This window comes from Thermotoga sp. RQ2, from assembly GCF_000019625.1.
GTDB classification, from domain to species: domain Bacteria; phylum Thermotogota; class Thermotogae; order Thermotogales; family Thermotogaceae; genus Thermotoga; species Thermotoga maritima.
The window spans coordinates 623,884-641,457 of sequence record NC_010483.1; the positions used below are offsets into that span (position 1 = coordinate 623,884).

The window sequence follows — 17,574 nt, forward strand, 5'->3', positions numbered from 1 at the left end:
AAGCTTGTACAAATTCTAACACCAGAACAAAAAAGGGCGGAAATCCGCCCTTGAACACACTACTGTTGGTAAAACTCTCACTCTTTCAGAAGGATCAAGACATCGAGCGGTTGCAGTCTTGCCTTTTTTTCATACAAATTTCCTTTGATCAGATCCCTGAACGTTCCTTCCGGCAAGTCAACGATCTGCGGTTCATGAGAGTGATTGAAGAGAAAGTAGAAGGTCTTCTCTCCTTTGACTTTCTTTATCACCTCTACACCATCTGGCGGTGTGATCTCTGCTCTGAGATCGTGTTCTCTCTCTATGAACTTCACAAGATCCCATACAAGATCGAAAGACGCGGAAGAACCTACGTAGTAAACCCATCCACCACCGTATCTGTTTCTCAACACGGCAGGTTCGTTCATGTAATAGTCCCTTCCAAATCTTCCGAGCACTTCCGCTGTGGTGGTTTTTATGTAGTCAAACACCAAACTACACTCGTACCTTTTGCCAAACATCAAGATTTCGTTTTTCTCCTCAGGTGGCAAAGCATCTATTTCTTCCACATAGCCCCCCATAAGATCGCGAAGATAACCTGGATAACCTCCCAGAACAACCTGATCGTCTTCATCGACAATACCGCTCATTGTTGTGAGGATCAAGATTCCTCCGTTCGAGACGTAATCTTTCAGCTTCCGTGCAAGTTCTTCGTCCACCATGTAAAGCGCCGGAGCAACGATGATCCTGTATCCCTCAAAATTCTGATCTTTACCAACAACATCGACTCCAAGGCCGGTTTTCACAAGTGCCTTGAAATACTTTTCTGCTTCGTTCAGGTACTTGAAGTCTATGTTCGGTGTCAGAGTGTCTTCCATCGCCCACCAGCTTTCCCAGTCGAAAAGAAGAGCAGTCTGTGAGACAACCCTTGTGTCGAGAATATCCGATAAGGACTTTATCTCTTCTCCCACTCTTTTCACTTCTTGAAAGACCCTTGTGTTCGGACTGTCGACATGCGTGATAACAGCCCCGTGGAATTTTTCTACTCCTCCCTTTGATTGTCTCAGCTGAAAGAACATGAGAGTCTCTGCACCGTGAGCGAGAGCGTGATAACTCCAGAGCCTCATCTCTCCTGGTCTTTTCTGGGGATTGTACCATCTCCAGCACGCCTGCGAAGGAGACTGTTCCATTAGGACGAAGGGTTTTCCTTCTTTCAAACCGCGTATCAGAGAGTGTCTCAAAGAAATCACGGAGAAATCTTCTTTGTAACCGGGATAGTTGTCCCATGCTGCAACGTCCATATGATTCGCCCATTCGAAATAGTTCCACTCCTTGAAAGTTGCCGCAATCAGATTCGTGGTGACGGGTATGTCTGGAGTGTGTTTCTTTATTGCCCTGTATTCCTCCAGGAAACACTCGAGCATACTCTGTGTCATGAAGCGTCTGTAATCCAGATAAAGTTCCGGAAGAACAGATTGATACCTGTCCTTTCTCCAGAAGAGAACACTTCTCGTTGTTGGAACAGGAATCTCTTCCCAGGCGGTGAAGGTCTGGGACCAGAAACGCGTGTTCCATCTTCTGTTCAATTCATCGAGTGTGCCGTACTTTTCCTTCAACCAATTCTGAAACTTCCCCCTGCAGATATCACAGTAGCAGTAGTTCAAATATTCGTTGTTCACGTGCCAAAGAACGAGAGCAGGGTGATCCTTGAAATGTTCTGCGAGTTTCTCTGCGATGTTTCTTGCAAAATATCTGTACTTCTCACTGTTGGGACAAAAGTTCTGTCTGCCTCCCTTCTCTCGCTTTACACCGTTCACGTCTGTGAGAAGGATTTCAGGGTATTTCTGCGTCATCCAGTGAGGGGGAGCGGATGTGGGAGTTGCAAGACAGACATAGATACCTTCTTTGTACAGACGATCCATCACTTTTTCGAAGAACGAAAAATCGTAAGTGTTCTCGTCTGGTTGGATAAGACTCCATGAGAAAACCCCGAGGGTGACCACGTTGATACCTGCTTCTTTGAACATCCTGATATCTCTTTCGAACGTTTCCTCGTCCCACTGTTCCGGGTAGTAGTCTCCTCCGTACCAGATCACAGGAAGTTTCGGATTTACCACCCACGTTCACCTCCAAAAAACCCCGGCGATCGCCGGGGCTTTCTCATTTCTGTTCTATGTAGAATTGTATCGGCATGGCGTTCCATGGACTGAAGAACGGCGTTGCCGTCACCAGTTCCTCCGGTACGTTCTTGAAGTTGTTCTTAACGATGGCAGGAGATATATCTTCGCCCACTGTTCCTATCATCCAGAGATTTTCCCTGTGGATCTTCGTTACTTCTTTCATGAGTTCCTTGATCTTTTCAGGATCGGAAGTGTTTTGAATCTCCTTCCATACGTCGAGTAGCTTTTCGAGAGTCTCCTTTATACCCTCGGGTGGAACGATCGCATCTTCCTGCTGTAGATATTCCTTCAGAGATTCTTCTCCTTCAAGGTAAGAACCAGCCCAATCAGCCCAGCCAATGTACCACGCGGAAGCGTACTCCGTGCTTCCAGGAATGATCCACAGGGGATCCACAAGGGGCTGACTTGCCCTGTCCATCACCCAAGCCTGTGCATCGAAATCGTGTGCACTGAGCCTCGAATCATAGAGTGACCTTTCGAGGTTTTCGATTTCGACCCACACACCTATCTGTTTCCAGTATTCTTTCACCATCGTCCAGACATCAACGTGGGTCTGACCAGTGACCTGTACGGTGAATCTCAGAGGTTTTCCATTGGGAAGAAGTCTGTACTCGCGTTTGCTGTCCCACTTCAGTCCCATTTCGTCGAGGAGTTTGTTTGCTCTGTCTGGATCATACTCCACATACGCCTTCTCCCATTCGGGATCGTAGTACGGAGATCCACTCACGAACGAGGCTTGCCTTGGTTCTGCGAGTCCGTTGAAGAGAATCTCGTTGATCTCCTCTCTGTTGATAGCAAGTGAAAGCGCCTGTCTGAATCTCACATCCCTGAAAACTTCTCCGAGTACAGGATCTGGTGGATCGGAGATGTTCAGCATCACCATGCTCACGGATCCATTGTCGGTTTTCCATCTCAAAACCTTGTAACCACCGCTCTTGGCGTTTTCGAGAAGAAGCGGCAAAACACCCGGGCCGGGTCCCAGAAGACCAATGTGCCTCCACTGCATATCGATTTCTCCGGAGATTGCTTTCAACATGATAACCTCACTACTTTGAACGTATTCGTGTCTGATCCTATCGATGTAAGGCAGTTGATTCCCTTCGATGTCAACCGCCCAGAAGTATGGATTTCTCTCGAGTATGTAGAACTGTTCTGTTGGATCTGTGATGGGTTTCCAGGGTGTCAAAACGGGCAGATCAAGACTTTCGAGAAAATCACTTTTGTCATTGAAAAGATCTACCCATGTGTTGTGAACACCCTCAACCATTTTCTTTTCGATCTCTTCCATAGGGGTGTAATTGGGGTGGAATTGCTTCAAGAAATGTTTGGGAGAGCCTGTGAATCCTCTGTTCGCCACCTGAAGCAGAAACAGAGCGTACGGTTGTTTGAACACGAATTTCACCGTGTAGGGATCAGGAGCTTCCACCCTGTCGAGAAGTCTGTACCAGGCGGGTTTCGCAGGGGTGAGTTCATCGTTCCCCAGTATATCGTCGACCCAGAAAAGAATATCTTCGGAAGTGTAGGGATGACCATCGGACCACTTCATGCCTTCTCTGAGATGAAAGACATATACTTTTCCATTTTCAAGTATGTCCCAGCTTTTCGCTACTCCCGGTACAAACTTCTCTCCGTTCTTGTCCCAGAACACAAGACTCGCTTGGTTGATCCTGGGAATACCCCACCTGTCAGAAGGCCCTTTCCAGACTCTCCTCCAGGTGCCACCGTACTGTCCTACACTTTCCTCAGGAACTACAACAAGAGGTTCCTTTGGAAGCCTCTGCTCGACCGGTGGGAGCTTTCCTTGTTTCACAAGTTCGGCAAGCATGGGTGCCTCGTTGAACTTTTCAATCTTTTTACCCGTGGCTTTGTAGTAGTCTTCAGGTGTTGCGTAGACACTCCAGGAAAGACCAATCACAATGAACAATGAGACCAGCAGAAAAACAAAGACTTTCCTCATGAACACACCCCCTTTGATGAATGTTTTTATTTTTTCCTCTAAAGAAATTTCTTCGTTATTATACTACCACCACTGTACAAAGAGAACCAAACACGAAAAAATCCGATTTTCTGGAATTATTCACAACTATCGATAAATATCGATTTTTACCGTCAATTTTCTCATCTGAAACTGTATTTCCTAATTTGAAAAAGCCTTCAGAAAAGATACTCGACGTTAATCTTCTATAATTCGCTGGTATCTGGTTTCAGAGGAATTATTCAAACTCTGCGTGAAAACAGTTTCATGATAATCTTAGTTCAAAAGGAGGTGGGCCAAGATGCGTTTCACAGAAGGGCTGTGGAGATTGAGAGAAGGGGTACAGCTGTTCAAACCAGAACAGGTGTACGAATACTCCTGCGATGGAAAAAGATTGATCCTTCGATCGCCGTTTCAGAGGGTGGAGCACCGGGGACAGACGCTTCAGGGTCCGGTCTTCGAGATCGAGATCTCCTCTCCGTTTGAAAACGTAATAAGAATTCGGTTCAGACATTTCAAGGGAGTACTCGAAAAGTCACCGTACTACGAAATCCACCAGGATGAAAGCTTCACACCGGATATCAAAGAAACAGAAGGAAGTTTTATCTTCACCTCAGGAAAGGTAAAAGCGATCATAAGGAAGAATCCTCTCAAGATGGAATTCTTCTACGAAGATCGTTTCCTCACGAAATCGGATCTGGGATACGCCGTGGCACCAGAAGGGAGGTTCTGTCTTGAAAGACTTCATCTGAGTGTGGGAGAGATGATCTACGGTCTCGGAGAAAGATTCTCACCTTTCGTCAAAAACGGTCAGAGAGTTGTCATGTGGAACGAGGACGCCGGAACGATCTCCGATATGACCTACAAGAACATCCCGTTCTATGTGAGCAGCAGAAAGTACGGTGTCTTCGTGAACGATCCTGGAAAGGTGGACTTCGAAATTGCAACAGAACATGTGGAAAAGGTGCAGTTCAGTGTGAAAGGAGAGACTCTGGACTATTTCATCATCGCTGGAAAAGATCTGAAAGAAGTTCTGGAACGCTACACACTTCTCACAGGACGGCCAGAACTTCCTCCTGGCTGGAGCTTTGGACTCTGGCTCACCACATCCTTCACCACACAGTACGATGAGAGAACTGTGATGGAGTTCGTGGATGGCATGAGAGAACGTGACATACCCCTTCATGTCTTTCACTTCGACTGCTTCTGGATGAAGGAGTTTCACTGGGTGGATCTTGAGTGGAACAGGGAGAACTTCCCCGACCCTGAAGGGTTGTTGAAACGCCTCAAAGAGAAGGGACTGAAGGTGTGCGTCTGGATAAACCCCTATGTCTCTCAGTTTTCGAGTCTCTTTGACGAGGGAAAAGAAAAGGGCTATTTCCTGAAAAAACCAGACGGAGATGTCTGGCAGACGGACGACTGGCAACCAGGAATGGCGATCATCGATTTCACGAATCCAGAAGCCAGAAAGTGGTTCGCTTCAAAACTGGAAAGATTGATAGATATGGGGGTTGACTGTTTCAAGACGGACTTTGGAGAGAGAATCCCCACAGATGTGGTCTATTACGACGGATCCGATCCTGAGAAAATGCACAACTACTACACCTATCTGTACAACAAAACCGTCTTTGAAACTCTGGAGAGAAAACTCGGAAAGAGAAACGCTGTCGTCTTCGCGCGGTCTGCAACGGCAGGGAGTCAGAAATTCCCGGTCCACTGGGGAGGAGATTGTCTGGCTTCCTATGAGTCCATGGCGGAAACCCTGAGAGGGGGTCTTTCTCTCGCACTGTGCGGTTTCGGTTTCTGGAGTCACGACATTGGAGGATTCGAGGACATCACAACACCGGATCTGTACAAGAGATGGGTGGCATTCGGTCTTCTGTCCTCTCACAGCAGGCTCCACGGAAATTCGATGTACAAGGTTCCCTGGAACTTCGATGAAGAAGCGGTGGAGGTGCTCAGATTTTTCACGAAACTGAAGTGCAAGCTCATGCCCTATATATTCGCTAGCGCAGTCGAAGTACATGAGAGGGGAATCCCTGTCATGAGACCCATGATTCTTGAGTTTCCAGACGATCCCACCTGTCTCTATCTGGACAGACAGTACATGCTGGGAGAATCACTCCTTGTCGCTCCGATCTTCAGCGAGACGGGAGAGGTAACCTACTACCTTCCAGAGGGAGTCTGGACTCACTTTCTCACCGGCGAGAGGGTGAAAGGAGGAAGGTGGAGAACAGAAAAATACGACTACTTCGGACTCCCACTCTTTGCAAGACCGAACTCTATAATTCCGGCAGGGTCCGTCGATGACAGGCCGGATTACGATTACGCAGACGGTGTCACATTGAACGTTTTTGAAATTTCAAACAAAACAGCGCATGTTTACAACACACGGGGCGAGGTGGAATTGAGTGTGAAAGTAGAGAGAAAAGGAAACGAGATACACGTTGAGGTCCTGAAGGACTCCGGAAAACCATGGAAGCTGCTGTTCTGGAACGAAAGGCTTGAAGCTGTGGAAGGCGCTGAGACAAGAGAACTAGAAAAAGGAACAGAGGTGGTTCTCAGCTTCCAGAAAGCGATTTTAAAGACAAAATGAGGGCGCTTCTGCGCCCTCATTTCATAAGCACAAAATCGATACCGGCTATTTCACAGAAGGTTTTGATCTCCTCCACGTAGTCTCCGTAGACGCCGTGGATGTGGTTGGAGGAATATTTGGCCAGGAATTCGTCTATAGGTGTCTCCATCTTCAAAAACGCGTGCGGCCAGTTGTTCTGTATGCTGTCTGCTATCTCGTAGTTTTTCTCCTCCCCAAAGTCCACGAACTCTCCAGGAACGACTGTGAATCTGTACCTTCCATCTTCCCTTGTGAGTCTTCCAAGTGTCACTTTTCCGGGTGCTGCTATGTGTTTCACCGCTGCACCACCTGCAGGGAAGTAGAACGTCTGTGGATAGAACTCCACTTTCTTCATGTTCTCGTCGGGATCGAACGATCTGGCAGCAAAGTACGTTGCGTGGTTTCCTGAGTTGCACAGATCCAGTACATCGTACTCCTCCACGTAGTGTCTCACGTCCGCAAAGAGCACGGGTGTTTTCGCAATCAGCTTGAAGATCTGCATCGTGAGTGCCCCATCGGAATCTGACTCTGTCGCGCACACGATCGGTTCGTGCTCTTCTTCCCAGTCGTAGGGATCGTTCAGAAACGCCTCCGTCACATCCATCGTCACGAAGTGTTCTGTGAGTTCGAGCTGGCCTTTTATTCCCACAAAGTCCAGCTCCATCTCCTCCACGATCTCTCTCACCGCATGATAGCTCTTTATCTGGAGTTCGAGCTTTTCGGGTGTGAGGTACTTCCCATCGTAGTGAAACGCTTTTGCTTTCTCTTCAATCCAGAGCCTTCCTTTCCTTGCGCGCTCGTCCGGTATCAGCTGGCTTCTTCGAACGATTTCGAACTGGTCTATATGCTCCACATCGACACCGAAAATCTTGTTCCACAGATCCACGTTAGGAACGGCGGTGTACATACCCATCGATCTTCCACCGAACACACCGTATCTCTGACCCCTGAGTTTTTTGTATGTGCTTCCCGCTCTGATGAATGCCATCACTTTCCTGAGAACTTTCTCGTCTTTTATGCTGCCCCACATCCTGTAGTGCTTCGTTCCGTCCTGTTCCAGAGCCCCCGCCGCAGAAAGCATCGCAACCATACCAGGATACTGCGGGTTTATGTTGGAAAAAAGTAGAAACGGACCCGGTGCGAATTTGCTCGCAAGAACTGTGAAATGAGGGAACGCCCAAACTGCGTAGTTGAAGATGGTAACTTCCGCTCCCTCTTCTGCGAGCCTTCTTGCTTCTCTCTTCGCTATTGAAGGCTTCCACACGATTTCTTTTGCTCTGATTACCTCCACTTCTCCTGTTTCTTCCAGAGTTTTTGCTATCTCATCTTCGAACTTTTTCACAATGCCTTCAAGTTCTCTGTGCACGTACTCTCTTCCATCGGAGAAGCTGATGAGTCCCACCCTGTATTTTCCCTTCATTCTTCCACCGCCTCCAACACGAGTGTTATGCTGTCTGTTTCAAGGAGCTTTTTGGGTACTGTGATTTCCAGGTTCTTTCCCACATTTTTGAAGCTCAATCTCTCCCCCGTCAGGAAATGTCTCACTGTCCCTGCTGATAGATTGAGATCCTCAATTACAATTTTTTCTCCGGTCGGGATACCGAGAAAGATGACAAAGATTCTGTTACATTTTCTGGTGAACCTGATCTCTGTTCCATCCTCAGTCTTCGCACAGCACCTTTCCCAGACAGAAGTACCGTAGATGGCATCTCCGTACTTTCTCAGCCATTCACCAAGGCCCAGGAGTCTTTCTTTTTGCAGATCCGGAATCGTTCCGTCACCCTTTGGCCCAACGTTCAAAAGGAGATTTCCTCCCTTGCTCACAACGTCCACGAGTGTGTAGACGAGCTGTTCAACAGAGAGCATGTGTTCCGGCCCCTCGTTTCGGTTGTATCCAAAAGAGAGCCCTATTCCCCTCGTAAACTCCCATTTGTAGCCCGGCAGATCCCCCGGATAGTTCACGTGGTACTCGGCCGTTTTGAAATCCCAGTGCGGCACTCCCCACCTGTCGTTCACAGAACCTTCTGGATGTTTGTTGTAGTAGTAAGTGAAGAGATACTTCAGGTCTTCCTTTCCTTTATCCGGCCAGCCCATGTCGTTCCAGAGAACGTCGGGAAGGTACAGATCCACAAGTTCCATGACCTGTTTGTAGGCATAATCTGCGTACTCGTAAGTGTTCGGCCTGATGTAGGAGAGATCCTCGGGGTATCTTATCGGCTCGGTCGTGAAGCGCCAGTCCAGACCTCCTGAGTAGTACACTCCAAATCTCAATCCTGCTTCTCTTACGGCTTTTGCAAGATCTCCTACGAGATCTCTCTTCGGTCCTCTCTTCACGGAGTTGAAATCTGTGTATTTCGTCCCCCACAGACAGAATCCATCGTGGTGTTTCGTTGTCGGTATCACGTACTTCGCTCCTGCTTTTTTGAAGAGATCTGCCCACTCGTGTGGATCCCACTTCTCTGCGGTGAAAAGATCTGCAAACTTCTCGTACTCGAAATCTTCCTCATAGGTCTTCACGTGGTATTTCCAGGTGGGACTCTCCTTGATCCTGAGGGAATTTTCGTACCACTCTGCGTACGGGTTCTGGAAGAACCAGACATCCATTGGCACTTTACCGAGTTCTCCGGTGGGCGTCGCCCATCCCGGAACAGAGTAAATCCCCCAGTGAATGAAGATCCCAAATTTTGCCTCGTCGAACCACCTCGGCACTGTGTGTTCCCTCAGAGATTCCCAGTCAGGTTTGTAACGGGGTTTCATAGAAATCATTCCTCCTTCACTTCACCAACGATGATTCCTCTTCCTTCCGTACCAAGGAAAATTCTCCCGAATTCATTCATATCTCCTATCATGTAATGTATCCATCCAAATTGATGCTTATCGTTGTTAATTCTCATCCATGTTTTGCCCTCATCTGTCGACATGAAAATACCATAAACTCCATTCACCATACCGTTCAGGTAAATTGCTGGATAGTCAGTACCTGGTTTTGGGGCTCCGAAACCAATCACGTAGGCTATATCAACGTTTCCTAGTCGCTCAAACGTTATTCCACCATCTTTTGATCTGTAAAGTCCATTCCATTGAAGTGCTAACCAGATATCTCCTTCTCTGTCAGGAGCCAACACAGGGAAAGAATAAAGCGATACCCACCAGTTATCAAAAGAAGGAAGTTTAGCACCTTTCATAAAACTCTTTCCTCCATCTTTACTTATGAGGAAGTCACCGTTTTTCCAATCGAAGATGTAAAATTTACTCGGATTTACAGGATCAGATGCAGGAAAATAGTTGAATTCTGGAACTGGAACACTAATGGCTTTTTTCCAGCTTTTTCCTTTATCGCTTGAAACAATTACCTCATGATTCGCTGGACTCCAGACCAGTGTTTTTCCATCGTTCGAGACTGCCAAACTTAACCTCCCGCCGTCAGTTATTCCCTCCGGGACAGTTTCTATCTCTCTCCAGTTGATTCCGCCATCCTCGGAGTAAGACAAGAAAGGATAGGTGTATGTATGCACTCTTGCCACGAATTTTGAATTCTGATAGGCAAAAGCTATACCAAGAGACGTCCATTTTAGGGGTTTGTACATAGATGATGGTGGGGTGTCCAAACTTTCGTGACGGAATCCTCCCCAATCGGCGATTGCAGAGAGAAGAGGCCTTTCTCCTATGGGGGGAACCAGTTGCAAAACAACTGTTTCTTCTAACCCTCGATTTTCGAATATCCATTTCACTGGTTTTCCCATACCTTCGAATGACTTTTTTAACTCATAAGTCACCCACACACCATAACCTGTTGTGAAAATAGCCCTATTCATGTCAAATGGATCTATCTTGACGTCAGATATCCAGTGAGGATTTAAATCTTTTATCCAGGGCGCTTTGTTGATATCAAAATTTGCCTTTTCCAGAAGAGGTCTCCACGTTTCTCCTCCGTTCAGGGAAATAAATATCTCATCGTGTGGATACCACCTATCGAGTGTGGATACTATCACCACGTTCTCTTGAACATCTATTCCACAATATCCGAAATCTCCTTTCATTGGTGTTACATCGTACCATTTTTGATCAGCAATCACATACTTCATAACAGCCCCTCTCGTAGCACCATTCGGTCCCAAAGCATTGGAAAGTGTAACGTAAAGGATCCCGTCATGTATTTTTCCACGCAATGGAATGAGATCGTTCGGCAGGTTTGGAAGAACATTCCAGGTGGTTCCACCATCTTCAGTTACAAAGATCCCCTTGGGTTCTGAACATCCAACAAAAATTCTAGGAGTAGGACTTCCTTTTTCTCCACTTTTCTCATCGAATAGCACAAACGTTACACTGGTTGAGGGAAAACTATCCACTTTTTTCCAATTTTTTCCAAAATCTTCTGATTTCCACAGACCATATTTCGTTGTACCCATAAAAAGCACGCTACTGAAATTTGGATCTACCTGCAATCTTTCACCAGCGTTTCTTCCATCTTCGTTCCCACCAACTTTTATCCCATACTTGTCAAGGTTTACAATTGTCCACGTTTCACCGTAATCTTCCGAGATAAGAATGGCTCCATATCCTGCCCAATCCTGAGTGTATTTTCCTGTCATCGCGTAGATTCTCTTCGGATCACTAGGATCGAGAGCAACGCTCAACACTCCCATGTAATCGGACTGATCTCTTCTCAAAAAATCAAATAATTGCTTCCACCTCTTTGTTTCCTCATCCCACCTGTAAAGTCCACCAACATCCGTTCTCGCATATAAAAGCCCAGGACTAGCAGGATGGAATATTATTCCTGGTACAAATCCTCCTCCGTTGATTTCCACCGATTTCCACTCAAAAGTTGCTCCAAAAACAACACCCAGTATCGCTAAAAATAAAATCAAGAAAGATCTAAGCATTTTTACACCCCCTTACTATTTGTATAACCAGCATTTCACCACTCTACCATTAACATCAAAGTCTGGAGGAACACTTTCTCTACAAATACTCATAACTTCCGGGCAACGGCTCGCAAATTTGCACCCTTTCGCAAAAAATTCTTCACGCTCGGTGGATGAAAGGTTGATATTTTCATCCCATTCGTATTCAGGATCAGGAACAGGGATAGAACTTTTTAAAAGTTTTGTATACGGGTGAAAAGGTGTGTCCAGTATGTCTTGTGCCCTTCCCATTTCAACTATGCTGCCCCTAAACATGATCGCAAGTTTATCTGCCACATAATAAGCCGTTGATAAATCATGAGTTATGTAAAGTATGCTTATACCAAATCTTTCCTTTAGATCTCTGAAGAGATTGACTATAGAAATTCTCAAGGAGGCATCAATCATAGAGACAGGTTCATCTGCCACCAAGAATGAAGGATTAGTGAGAAGAGCTCTCGCAATTGAAATTCTTTGTAATTGTCCCCCTGAAAATTCACTTGGGTATCTTCCCTTAATCTCATCAAAGTTCAATCCAACCACAGATAGCTTTTCTTCTATTAACCTTAGCGCTTCATCTTTAGTATTGGCCATTTTAAATCTCAGTACAGTTTTAAAAAGATAATCTTCCACCTTTCTAAAAGGATTAAATGTGGAAAATGGATTTTGTTGAACTGTTTGAACTTTCTTGAGAAAATGCATTTCATTTTCTACAAAGTCTTTCAGCTTTATTCCGTCATACAAGACTTCACCATTAGTTGGTTCTTCCAATCCGAGAAGAATCTTTGCGGTTGTTGTCTTTCCGCAACCTGATTCTCCAGCAAGAGAGAAAATTTCCCCAGAGCCAATTTCAAAAGAAACGTTATCAATTGCTACAAGTTTTTTCAGAGAAAAAATGCTTCCTACTCTAAATATCTTCGTTAAATTTCGAACAGACACCCTCATCGCTCAACACCTACTTTCCAGCAAGCCACTTTATGATTTCTAGCAACTTCTATAAGGTCAGGTTCCATCTCCATACAAATTTGATCCGCAATAGGACATCTTGGATGAAAAGGACATCCAGAAGGAAGATTTGCAAGAGAAGGAGGAGAACCTGGTGTTCCTTCTTTGCGGGAGCGATCACCGAATCTTGGAAGTGAGTTTATTAGGAACCTTGTGTACGGATGAAGAGGATTTTTGAATATCTCATGGGTTTCTGCTTCTTCTATCAATCTTCCCGCGTACATTACGCCGATTCTAGTAGCAAGATGTGCGTGAACTCCCATATCGTGTGTGACGATGACCAATGTATTCTTCTGCTCTTTGTGTATCTTTTTAAGAAGTTGTATCACTCCCCTTTGAACCACAACATCGAGGGCTGTTGTTGGTTCATCCGCGAATATCACTTTAGGGTTCAAAACGGTTGCGAGGGCTATTGTGACTCTTTGTCTCATACCACCGGAGAGCTGATGGGGATAAGAATCAAGCACTCTAACAGGAAGACCAAGAGCTTCGAAATAGCTTTCTATTCTTGAAAACGCCTCTTCCCTGGACATTGAAGTATGCTCCTCTATGACATCAAGAAATATCCTCCTGATTTTTCTAACAGGATTCAAAACGCTCATTGAGCCTTGCGGAACGTAAGACACGTATTTCCAGCGGATTTTTTTTAACTGATCAAGACTCATAGAGTTTATCCTGTACTCTTCGCCGTCGAGCTTGAAAACAACTTCTCCATCAACCAATTTGAGCGGGGGTTTTATTTCACCAAAGAGTACTTTCAAAAGAGTGCTCTTTCCGCATCCACTTTCCCCTGCTATTCCATAGACTTCATTCTCAAAAAAATGAAGGGAAACGTTATCAACGGCTCTAATGGAAGTCGTTTTATCTCCAGATTTGATGAAATAGTAGGCTCTCAAGTTCTCTGCGACAGCGATCTTCTCCATGATCACTTCACCGCCCCTATTCTTTGCATCCGCGTTCGCGGATCGAGGTATTCGTTTATACTCAGAGAAAGTGTGTAGAGAGCCGTGAAAAGGAAAACAGCCGTTACTATTGGTGTTAGAACCCACCACCAGTATCCAAGGAGCATGGCCTGGAAATTTATCATCCAGTGGAACATGGATCCAAGTGTGGGAATCTCCACGCGAGTGAACCCTAGTATCGCCAGGACAATTTCGAAACCGATGGCACCCATCATACTTCCAATGAATCCACCCGAGATAACAGGGATCAAATATGGTACAAAATCACCAAAGACGACTTCAAAGGTTCTCATACCGGAAAATTTCGAAGTAACAACGAATTCTCTTTCTCTCAAGCTTAGAATCATGGATCTTATTACGCGGGCATCCCCTGCCCATCCAAAGACACCTATTATCAGTCCCAAAATTGGAAGGCTTAAATAGTTCTTTATGAGAGAAGATAAGAGAAGTAAGAGGGGAAAAACAGGCATGACCATGAATGTATCCGTTAGAGCCATGAGGATTCTGTCCGTAGTTCCTCCAAGATATCCTGATAGCATTCCTATTGTTATCGCTATGATTCTGGAAAAAACAGCCGCGATTGTTGCAAGTATCAGAGAATTCTTCAGGGAAAAAGTTAGAAGCCAGAAGATATCCTGACCTTTCCCATCCGTTCCGAGGATATGCTCTAAAGAAGGTGGTTGATTTGTTGGTAACACATACCATTTGTAAGGATCATAAGGAGAAAAAATGGAAAGAATCGAAAGAAGAACCAAAGCAGTAAGAACTGTGACTGCGTACTTGAATCTTAGATCTTCCCACATATCGAAAAACAATCTCAGAATCCTCTTCATCAGGATCACTCCTTGCTTTTATCTATACCTTATACGAGGATCTATCAGAGGATAAAGAAGGTCCAGTATCAACAGAGCAGTTGCAACCGCTATGATTGAGAAAAAACTTATAGCAATCATGACATTATAATCGTTGGCCCTGACAGCGTTATAAGCCAATGTCCCTATACCTGGATAGGTGAAGAGAATTTCTGTCATCATCGCACCTCCGAATATTCCACCAAGAGATAAACCAAGACCGGTAACCTGAGGGAGCATAGCATTTCTCAAAACGTAGGAAAATAAAATCTTGCTATTCCTCAATCCCATCATTCTGGCATAAACAACGTAATCTTCCTCTCGAAGATTTTGAACGAGTATTTTCGTTCCCAATCCCCAACCTGCAAAACCAAGAATAATAAGAGACAGTGCTGGTAATGTCCCATGTTTTATAACATCAAGAATAAAAGACCAGCTAAGAGAGATCTTTTGTCCAACAGAGAAACCTCCACCAAGTGGAAAAATTGGAAACACGTAACAAAACAGGAGAAGGAGTGTAAGTGCAAAGATATAGTAAGGTATCGGATTTATAGCCATAAGAATACCCGTAAGAATCTTGGAACCAAAAGATTCCTTGTAATATCCTAATATAGCGCCTATTACCAACCCTAAAACCCATGAGATCAGTGTTGTCAAAGTAAGGAGACCTATGGTCCACGGAAGAGAGTTTCTGATCAAGCTTATTACCGATGCAGGATAATAGACCATCGATGGACCAAAATCTCCTTTTAAGAGTCTCTTCCAGAGATTAACGTACTGTTCCCACAGAGTGCCTTTCAGTCCATAAAGCTCTTCCATAACTTCCCTCATCTTGATAACGGCTTCAGGTGTTGTGTTTTGTATTCTTAATCTCGTGTTCAAAATCTGTTCGATAGGGTCTACTGGTGATAGTCTTGGTATGAGGAAAACAAGGGTTATACCTATTACGACCATGTACACATACTGAATCAATCTTGGAATGAGGTAGCTTTTTATAAATTTCATAATTTTTCTCACTCCTTATGTCTAATCTCAAAGAAGAGCCCGCCCCGTCTGGGGCGGGGGAATGTTATTTCCTTCCAGTTGGTTCAAGGAAGGTGAGGAGATACTTAAACTGTGACCAGTGCCAATAAGGCATCATGTATGGATTTTCAAGAGTTGGCCAGTTGGTCCAGTAGTAATCGTTGTAGACAAGGGCTGTGGTTAACACTCCTATAGTTCCAATTGGTATGGTGGGAAGCTCTTCTGCCAGTATTTTCAGTCCTTCTCTTCCAAATTCTATATTTCGGGGATCGTTCCAATCCAGCTTTTCCATTTCGTCTATGATTTTATCCAGTCTTTCGTCAAACCATCTTGATACATGTCCTACACCTTCTCCAAGAGGTTTATTTTGATATTTTGAATGGAAGAAGTAAAGTGTTCTGTGAAGATCAGCGTGGCCTCCCCATGGCTCTGGAGCAGGCCAGTTTCCAGTTATCAGCACCTCAAAGTTCCCTTCGTTTATACCTGAAATATAAGTTGTGATGACATCAACATCTATACCAAACTCTCTCCACTGCTGAGCAACACCGAAGGCTACAAGATCGTTCGGATTCGTTCCAAGCTGGATCTTCCAAGGAGTTCCATTCGGCAACAGCCATTTTCCATTTTTATCTCTCTTGAAACCTACACTGAGCAACAACTGTTCAGCGACATCCGGGAGATGCTTCCACCAGCCACTTCCAACACCTAGTTTTATCTTTTCAGGGTCATCAGGCACGTTCCAGCCGTATCTTTTCGCAACTTCAGCGATCTTCAAGGGAACGTCTGGATCGTACACCTTTACACCGTTCACGGTGAGATTCTGCAACCATTCCTCCAGAGGTTCATAGTAGAGCTTCCTGTAGAGAGGAAGTGGCGGTATGTGAAGCGCAGATATCAGCATGTTACCTTCTTCGGTTTCTGAGAGTTTCACAATATCAAGTGCGAGAGCCAGAGCCCATCTTACTTCTTTCATGTTGAACGGATATTTTGCGGTGTTGATGGTGATTCCTCCGACGACGGGATCAACGAGAGGGACGAATGGGAAATCTGAATAAAGCTTCACATACTTGCTTCTTTTGAGGAGTGCCTTGAGGGCTTGAGGACCTATACCCGCAGCATCAAGTTGATTCTGGAGAAATGCTAAAGTAATTTTTTCATCTGTTTCGTAAGCATAGAAGAGCACATATTTCGGCTTGGGCATACCAAAAATCATACCAGTCGGTGTCCTTTGCCAATCTTCCCTTCTTTCCCAGAGAACCCAGTATCCCGCTGGATCGTAGTCTTTAAGAACGTAAGGACCTGTGCCAACGGGTGGGTTGAAAGTGAATCCAACAGGGTCTTCAACCTTTTCAAAAACGTGTTTCGGCATGGGCCACCAGTATCCCCATCTGTCTATGAAATACGTGTGAAATCTTGTGTTGGGTTTCTTCAGTTCAAAAACCACGGTATAGTCGTCTTCTTTGTAGACCTTGTCTATGTATTCGTTGAATTCCATGTGCCTTGCCATTTCTGGATATTTCATGCACATTTCTACTGTGAAAACCACGTCGTCCGCTGTGAAAGGTACACCATCGCTCCAGTAAACACCCTTTCTGAGTTTTACAATCATTTTGGTAAAATCTTCATTGTAAATAGGGCCAGTTTCTGCCAGCGCGTTAATAATCTCTCCTCTCACAGGATCATCCATCCAGAGTGGTTCGAGCAACAACTGCTGAATCCCCCTGTGTGGATCTTTCCATCCTGCTATCACGTTGAAGTCTCCCGGATTTGCTGTTTTAGGACCCGGTACTATAACTGTTTGTTCTCTGGGAACATTCAAAAATTGCGCAAAACTTGCTGCAAAAATGGTGAACAGCACCGCCACAAAAAGAAACCTTTTCATAAAAACACCCCCTTAAAAAAAAGTTTTGTTTTTAGTAAAGCTTACTCATAAGATTACTATGAAAACATTTTCATTCAAAATCTCAAAAAAGACGATTATTTCAAATTAAAAAGAAATATGATAACTTATCGTTCCATATTTTTTCATATCACATTTACGCAAACGTTTGCTTAGTTCGTGGGAAACGTTATAATAG

At 44.9% G+C, this 17,574-nt stretch carries 11 protein-coding genes; 1 reads left to right on the forward strand and 10 read right to left on the reverse strand.

The annotated features are described in order from the left end of the window. Positions 1-77: 77 nt before the first annotated feature. A complete protein-coding gene (locus TRQ2_RS03180) occupies positions 78-2,096 on the reverse strand; it encodes a beta-galactosidase (RefSeq protein WP_012310641.1) in 2,019 nt (672 codons plus the stop codon). A 43-nt stretch (positions 2,097-2,139) separates the two neighbouring features. After that, positions 2,140-4,116, reverse strand: coding sequence for an ABC transporter substrate-binding protein (locus TRQ2_RS03185; protein ID WP_012310642.1), 1,977 nt, complete (start codon positions 4,114-4,116; stop codon positions 2,140-2,142). A gap of 319 nt (positions 4,117-4,435) precedes the next feature. Here TRQ2_RS03185 and yicI point away from each other — a divergent pair, with 319 nt between their 5' ends. Further along, a complete protein-coding gene (yicI, locus tag TRQ2_RS03190) occupies positions 4,436-6,730 on the forward strand; it encodes an alpha-xylosidase (protein WP_012310643.1) in 2,295 nt (764 codons plus the stop codon). A 16-nt stretch (positions 6,731-6,746) separates the two neighbouring features. On the opposite strand, the gene TRQ2_RS03195 is transcribed toward yicI, so the two are convergent. From TRQ2_RS03195 to TRQ2_RS03230, 8 genes are all read right to left on the reverse strand, one after another. Next, positions 6,747-8,168, reverse strand: a complete 1,422-nt coding sequence (locus tag TRQ2_RS03195) for an L-fucose/L-arabinose isomerase family protein (protein ID WP_012310644.1) — start codon at positions 8,166-8,168, stop codon at positions 6,747-6,749. Further along, positions 8,165-9,505: an alpha-L-fucosidase gene (locus TRQ2_RS03200; RefSeq protein WP_012310645.1), complete on the reverse strand. Its 1,341-nt coding sequence runs from the start codon at positions 9,503-9,505 to the stop codon at positions 8,165-8,167. Before TRQ2_RS03200 ends, TRQ2_RS03195 begins: the two co-directional genes overlap by 4 nt. Positions 9,506-9,510: 5 nt before the next feature. Next, complete coding sequence (locus TRQ2_RS03205; RefSeq protein ID WP_004083030.1) at positions 9,511-11,634, reverse strand: endoglucanase; 2,124 nt, start codon at positions 11,632-11,634, stop codon at positions 9,511-9,513. Between the two features lie 15 nt (positions 11,635-11,649). After that, positions 11,650-12,600: an ABC transporter ATP-binding protein gene (locus TRQ2_RS03210; RefSeq protein ID WP_004083029.1), complete on the reverse strand. Its 951-nt coding sequence runs from the start codon at positions 12,598-12,600 to the stop codon at positions 11,650-11,652. After that, positions 12,597-13,583, reverse strand: coding sequence for an ABC transporter ATP-binding protein (locus TRQ2_RS03215; protein WP_004083027.1), 987 nt, complete (start codon positions 13,581-13,583; stop codon positions 12,597-12,599). The genes TRQ2_RS03210 and TRQ2_RS03215 overlap by 4 nt, the downstream gene beginning before the upstream one ends. 2 nt (positions 13,584-13,585) lie before the next feature. Next, positions 13,586-14,455, reverse strand: coding sequence for an ABC transporter permease (locus TRQ2_RS03220; protein WP_004083025.1), 870 nt, complete (start codon positions 14,453-14,455; stop codon positions 13,586-13,588). Between the two features lie 18 nt (positions 14,456-14,473). Next, positions 14,474-15,478 carry an ABC transporter permease gene (locus TRQ2_RS03225; protein ID WP_004083023.1) on the reverse strand — a complete coding sequence of 335 codons (1,005 nt, stop codon included), beginning with the start codon at positions 15,476-15,478 and terminating at the stop codon, positions 14,474-14,476. Between the two features lie 64 nt (positions 15,479-15,542). Beyond that, the gene (locus TRQ2_RS03230) at positions 15,543-17,378 is read right to left on the reverse strand and encodes an ABC transporter substrate-binding protein (RefSeq protein WP_004083020.1); all 1,836 of its coding nucleotides are present in this window, start codon (positions 17,376-17,378) and stop codon (positions 15,543-15,545) included. Positions 17,379-17,574 lie beyond the last annotated feature (196 nt).

Excerpts from the sequence above, each read along its gene's own strand:
- yicI (WP_012310643.1), top strand. The coding sequence starts at position 4,436 with ATGCGTTTCACAGAAGGGCTGTGGAGATTGAGAGAAGGGGTACAGCTG.
- TRQ2_RS03215 (WP_004083027.1), bottom strand. The coding sequence starts at position 13,583 with ATGGAGAAGATCGCTGTCGCAGAGAACTTGAGAGCCTACTATTTCATC.
- TRQ2_RS03210 (WP_004083029.1), bottom strand. The coding sequence starts at position 12,600 with ATGAGGGTGTCTGTTCGAAATTTAACGAAGATATTTAGAGTAGGAAGC.
- TRQ2_RS03195 (WP_012310644.1), bottom strand. The coding sequence starts at position 8,168 with ATGAAGGGAAAATACAGGGTGGGACTCATCAGCTTCTCCGATGGAAGA.
- TRQ2_RS03225 (WP_004083023.1), bottom strand. The coding sequence starts at position 15,478 with ATGAAATTTATAAAAAGCTACCTCATTCCAAGATTGATTCAGTATGTG.
- TRQ2_RS03220 (WP_004083025.1), bottom strand. The coding sequence starts at position 14,455 with ATGAAGAGGATTCTGAGATTGTTTTTCGATATGTGGGAAGATCTAAGA.
- TRQ2_RS03185 (WP_012310642.1), bottom strand. The coding sequence starts at position 4,116 with ATGAGGAAAGTCTTTGTTTTTCTGCTGGTCTCATTGTTCATTGTGATT.
- TRQ2_RS03205 (WP_004083030.1), bottom strand. The coding sequence starts at position 11,634 with ATGCTTAGATCTTTCTTGATTTTATTTTTAGCGATACTGGGTGTTGTT.
- TRQ2_RS03230 (WP_004083020.1), bottom strand. The coding sequence starts at position 17,378 with ATGAAAAGGTTTCTTTTTGTGGCGGTGCTGTTCACCATTTTTGCAGCA.
- TRQ2_RS03200 (WP_012310645.1), bottom strand. The coding sequence starts at position 9,505 with ATGAAACCCCGTTACAAACCTGACTGGGAATCTCTGAGGGAACACACA.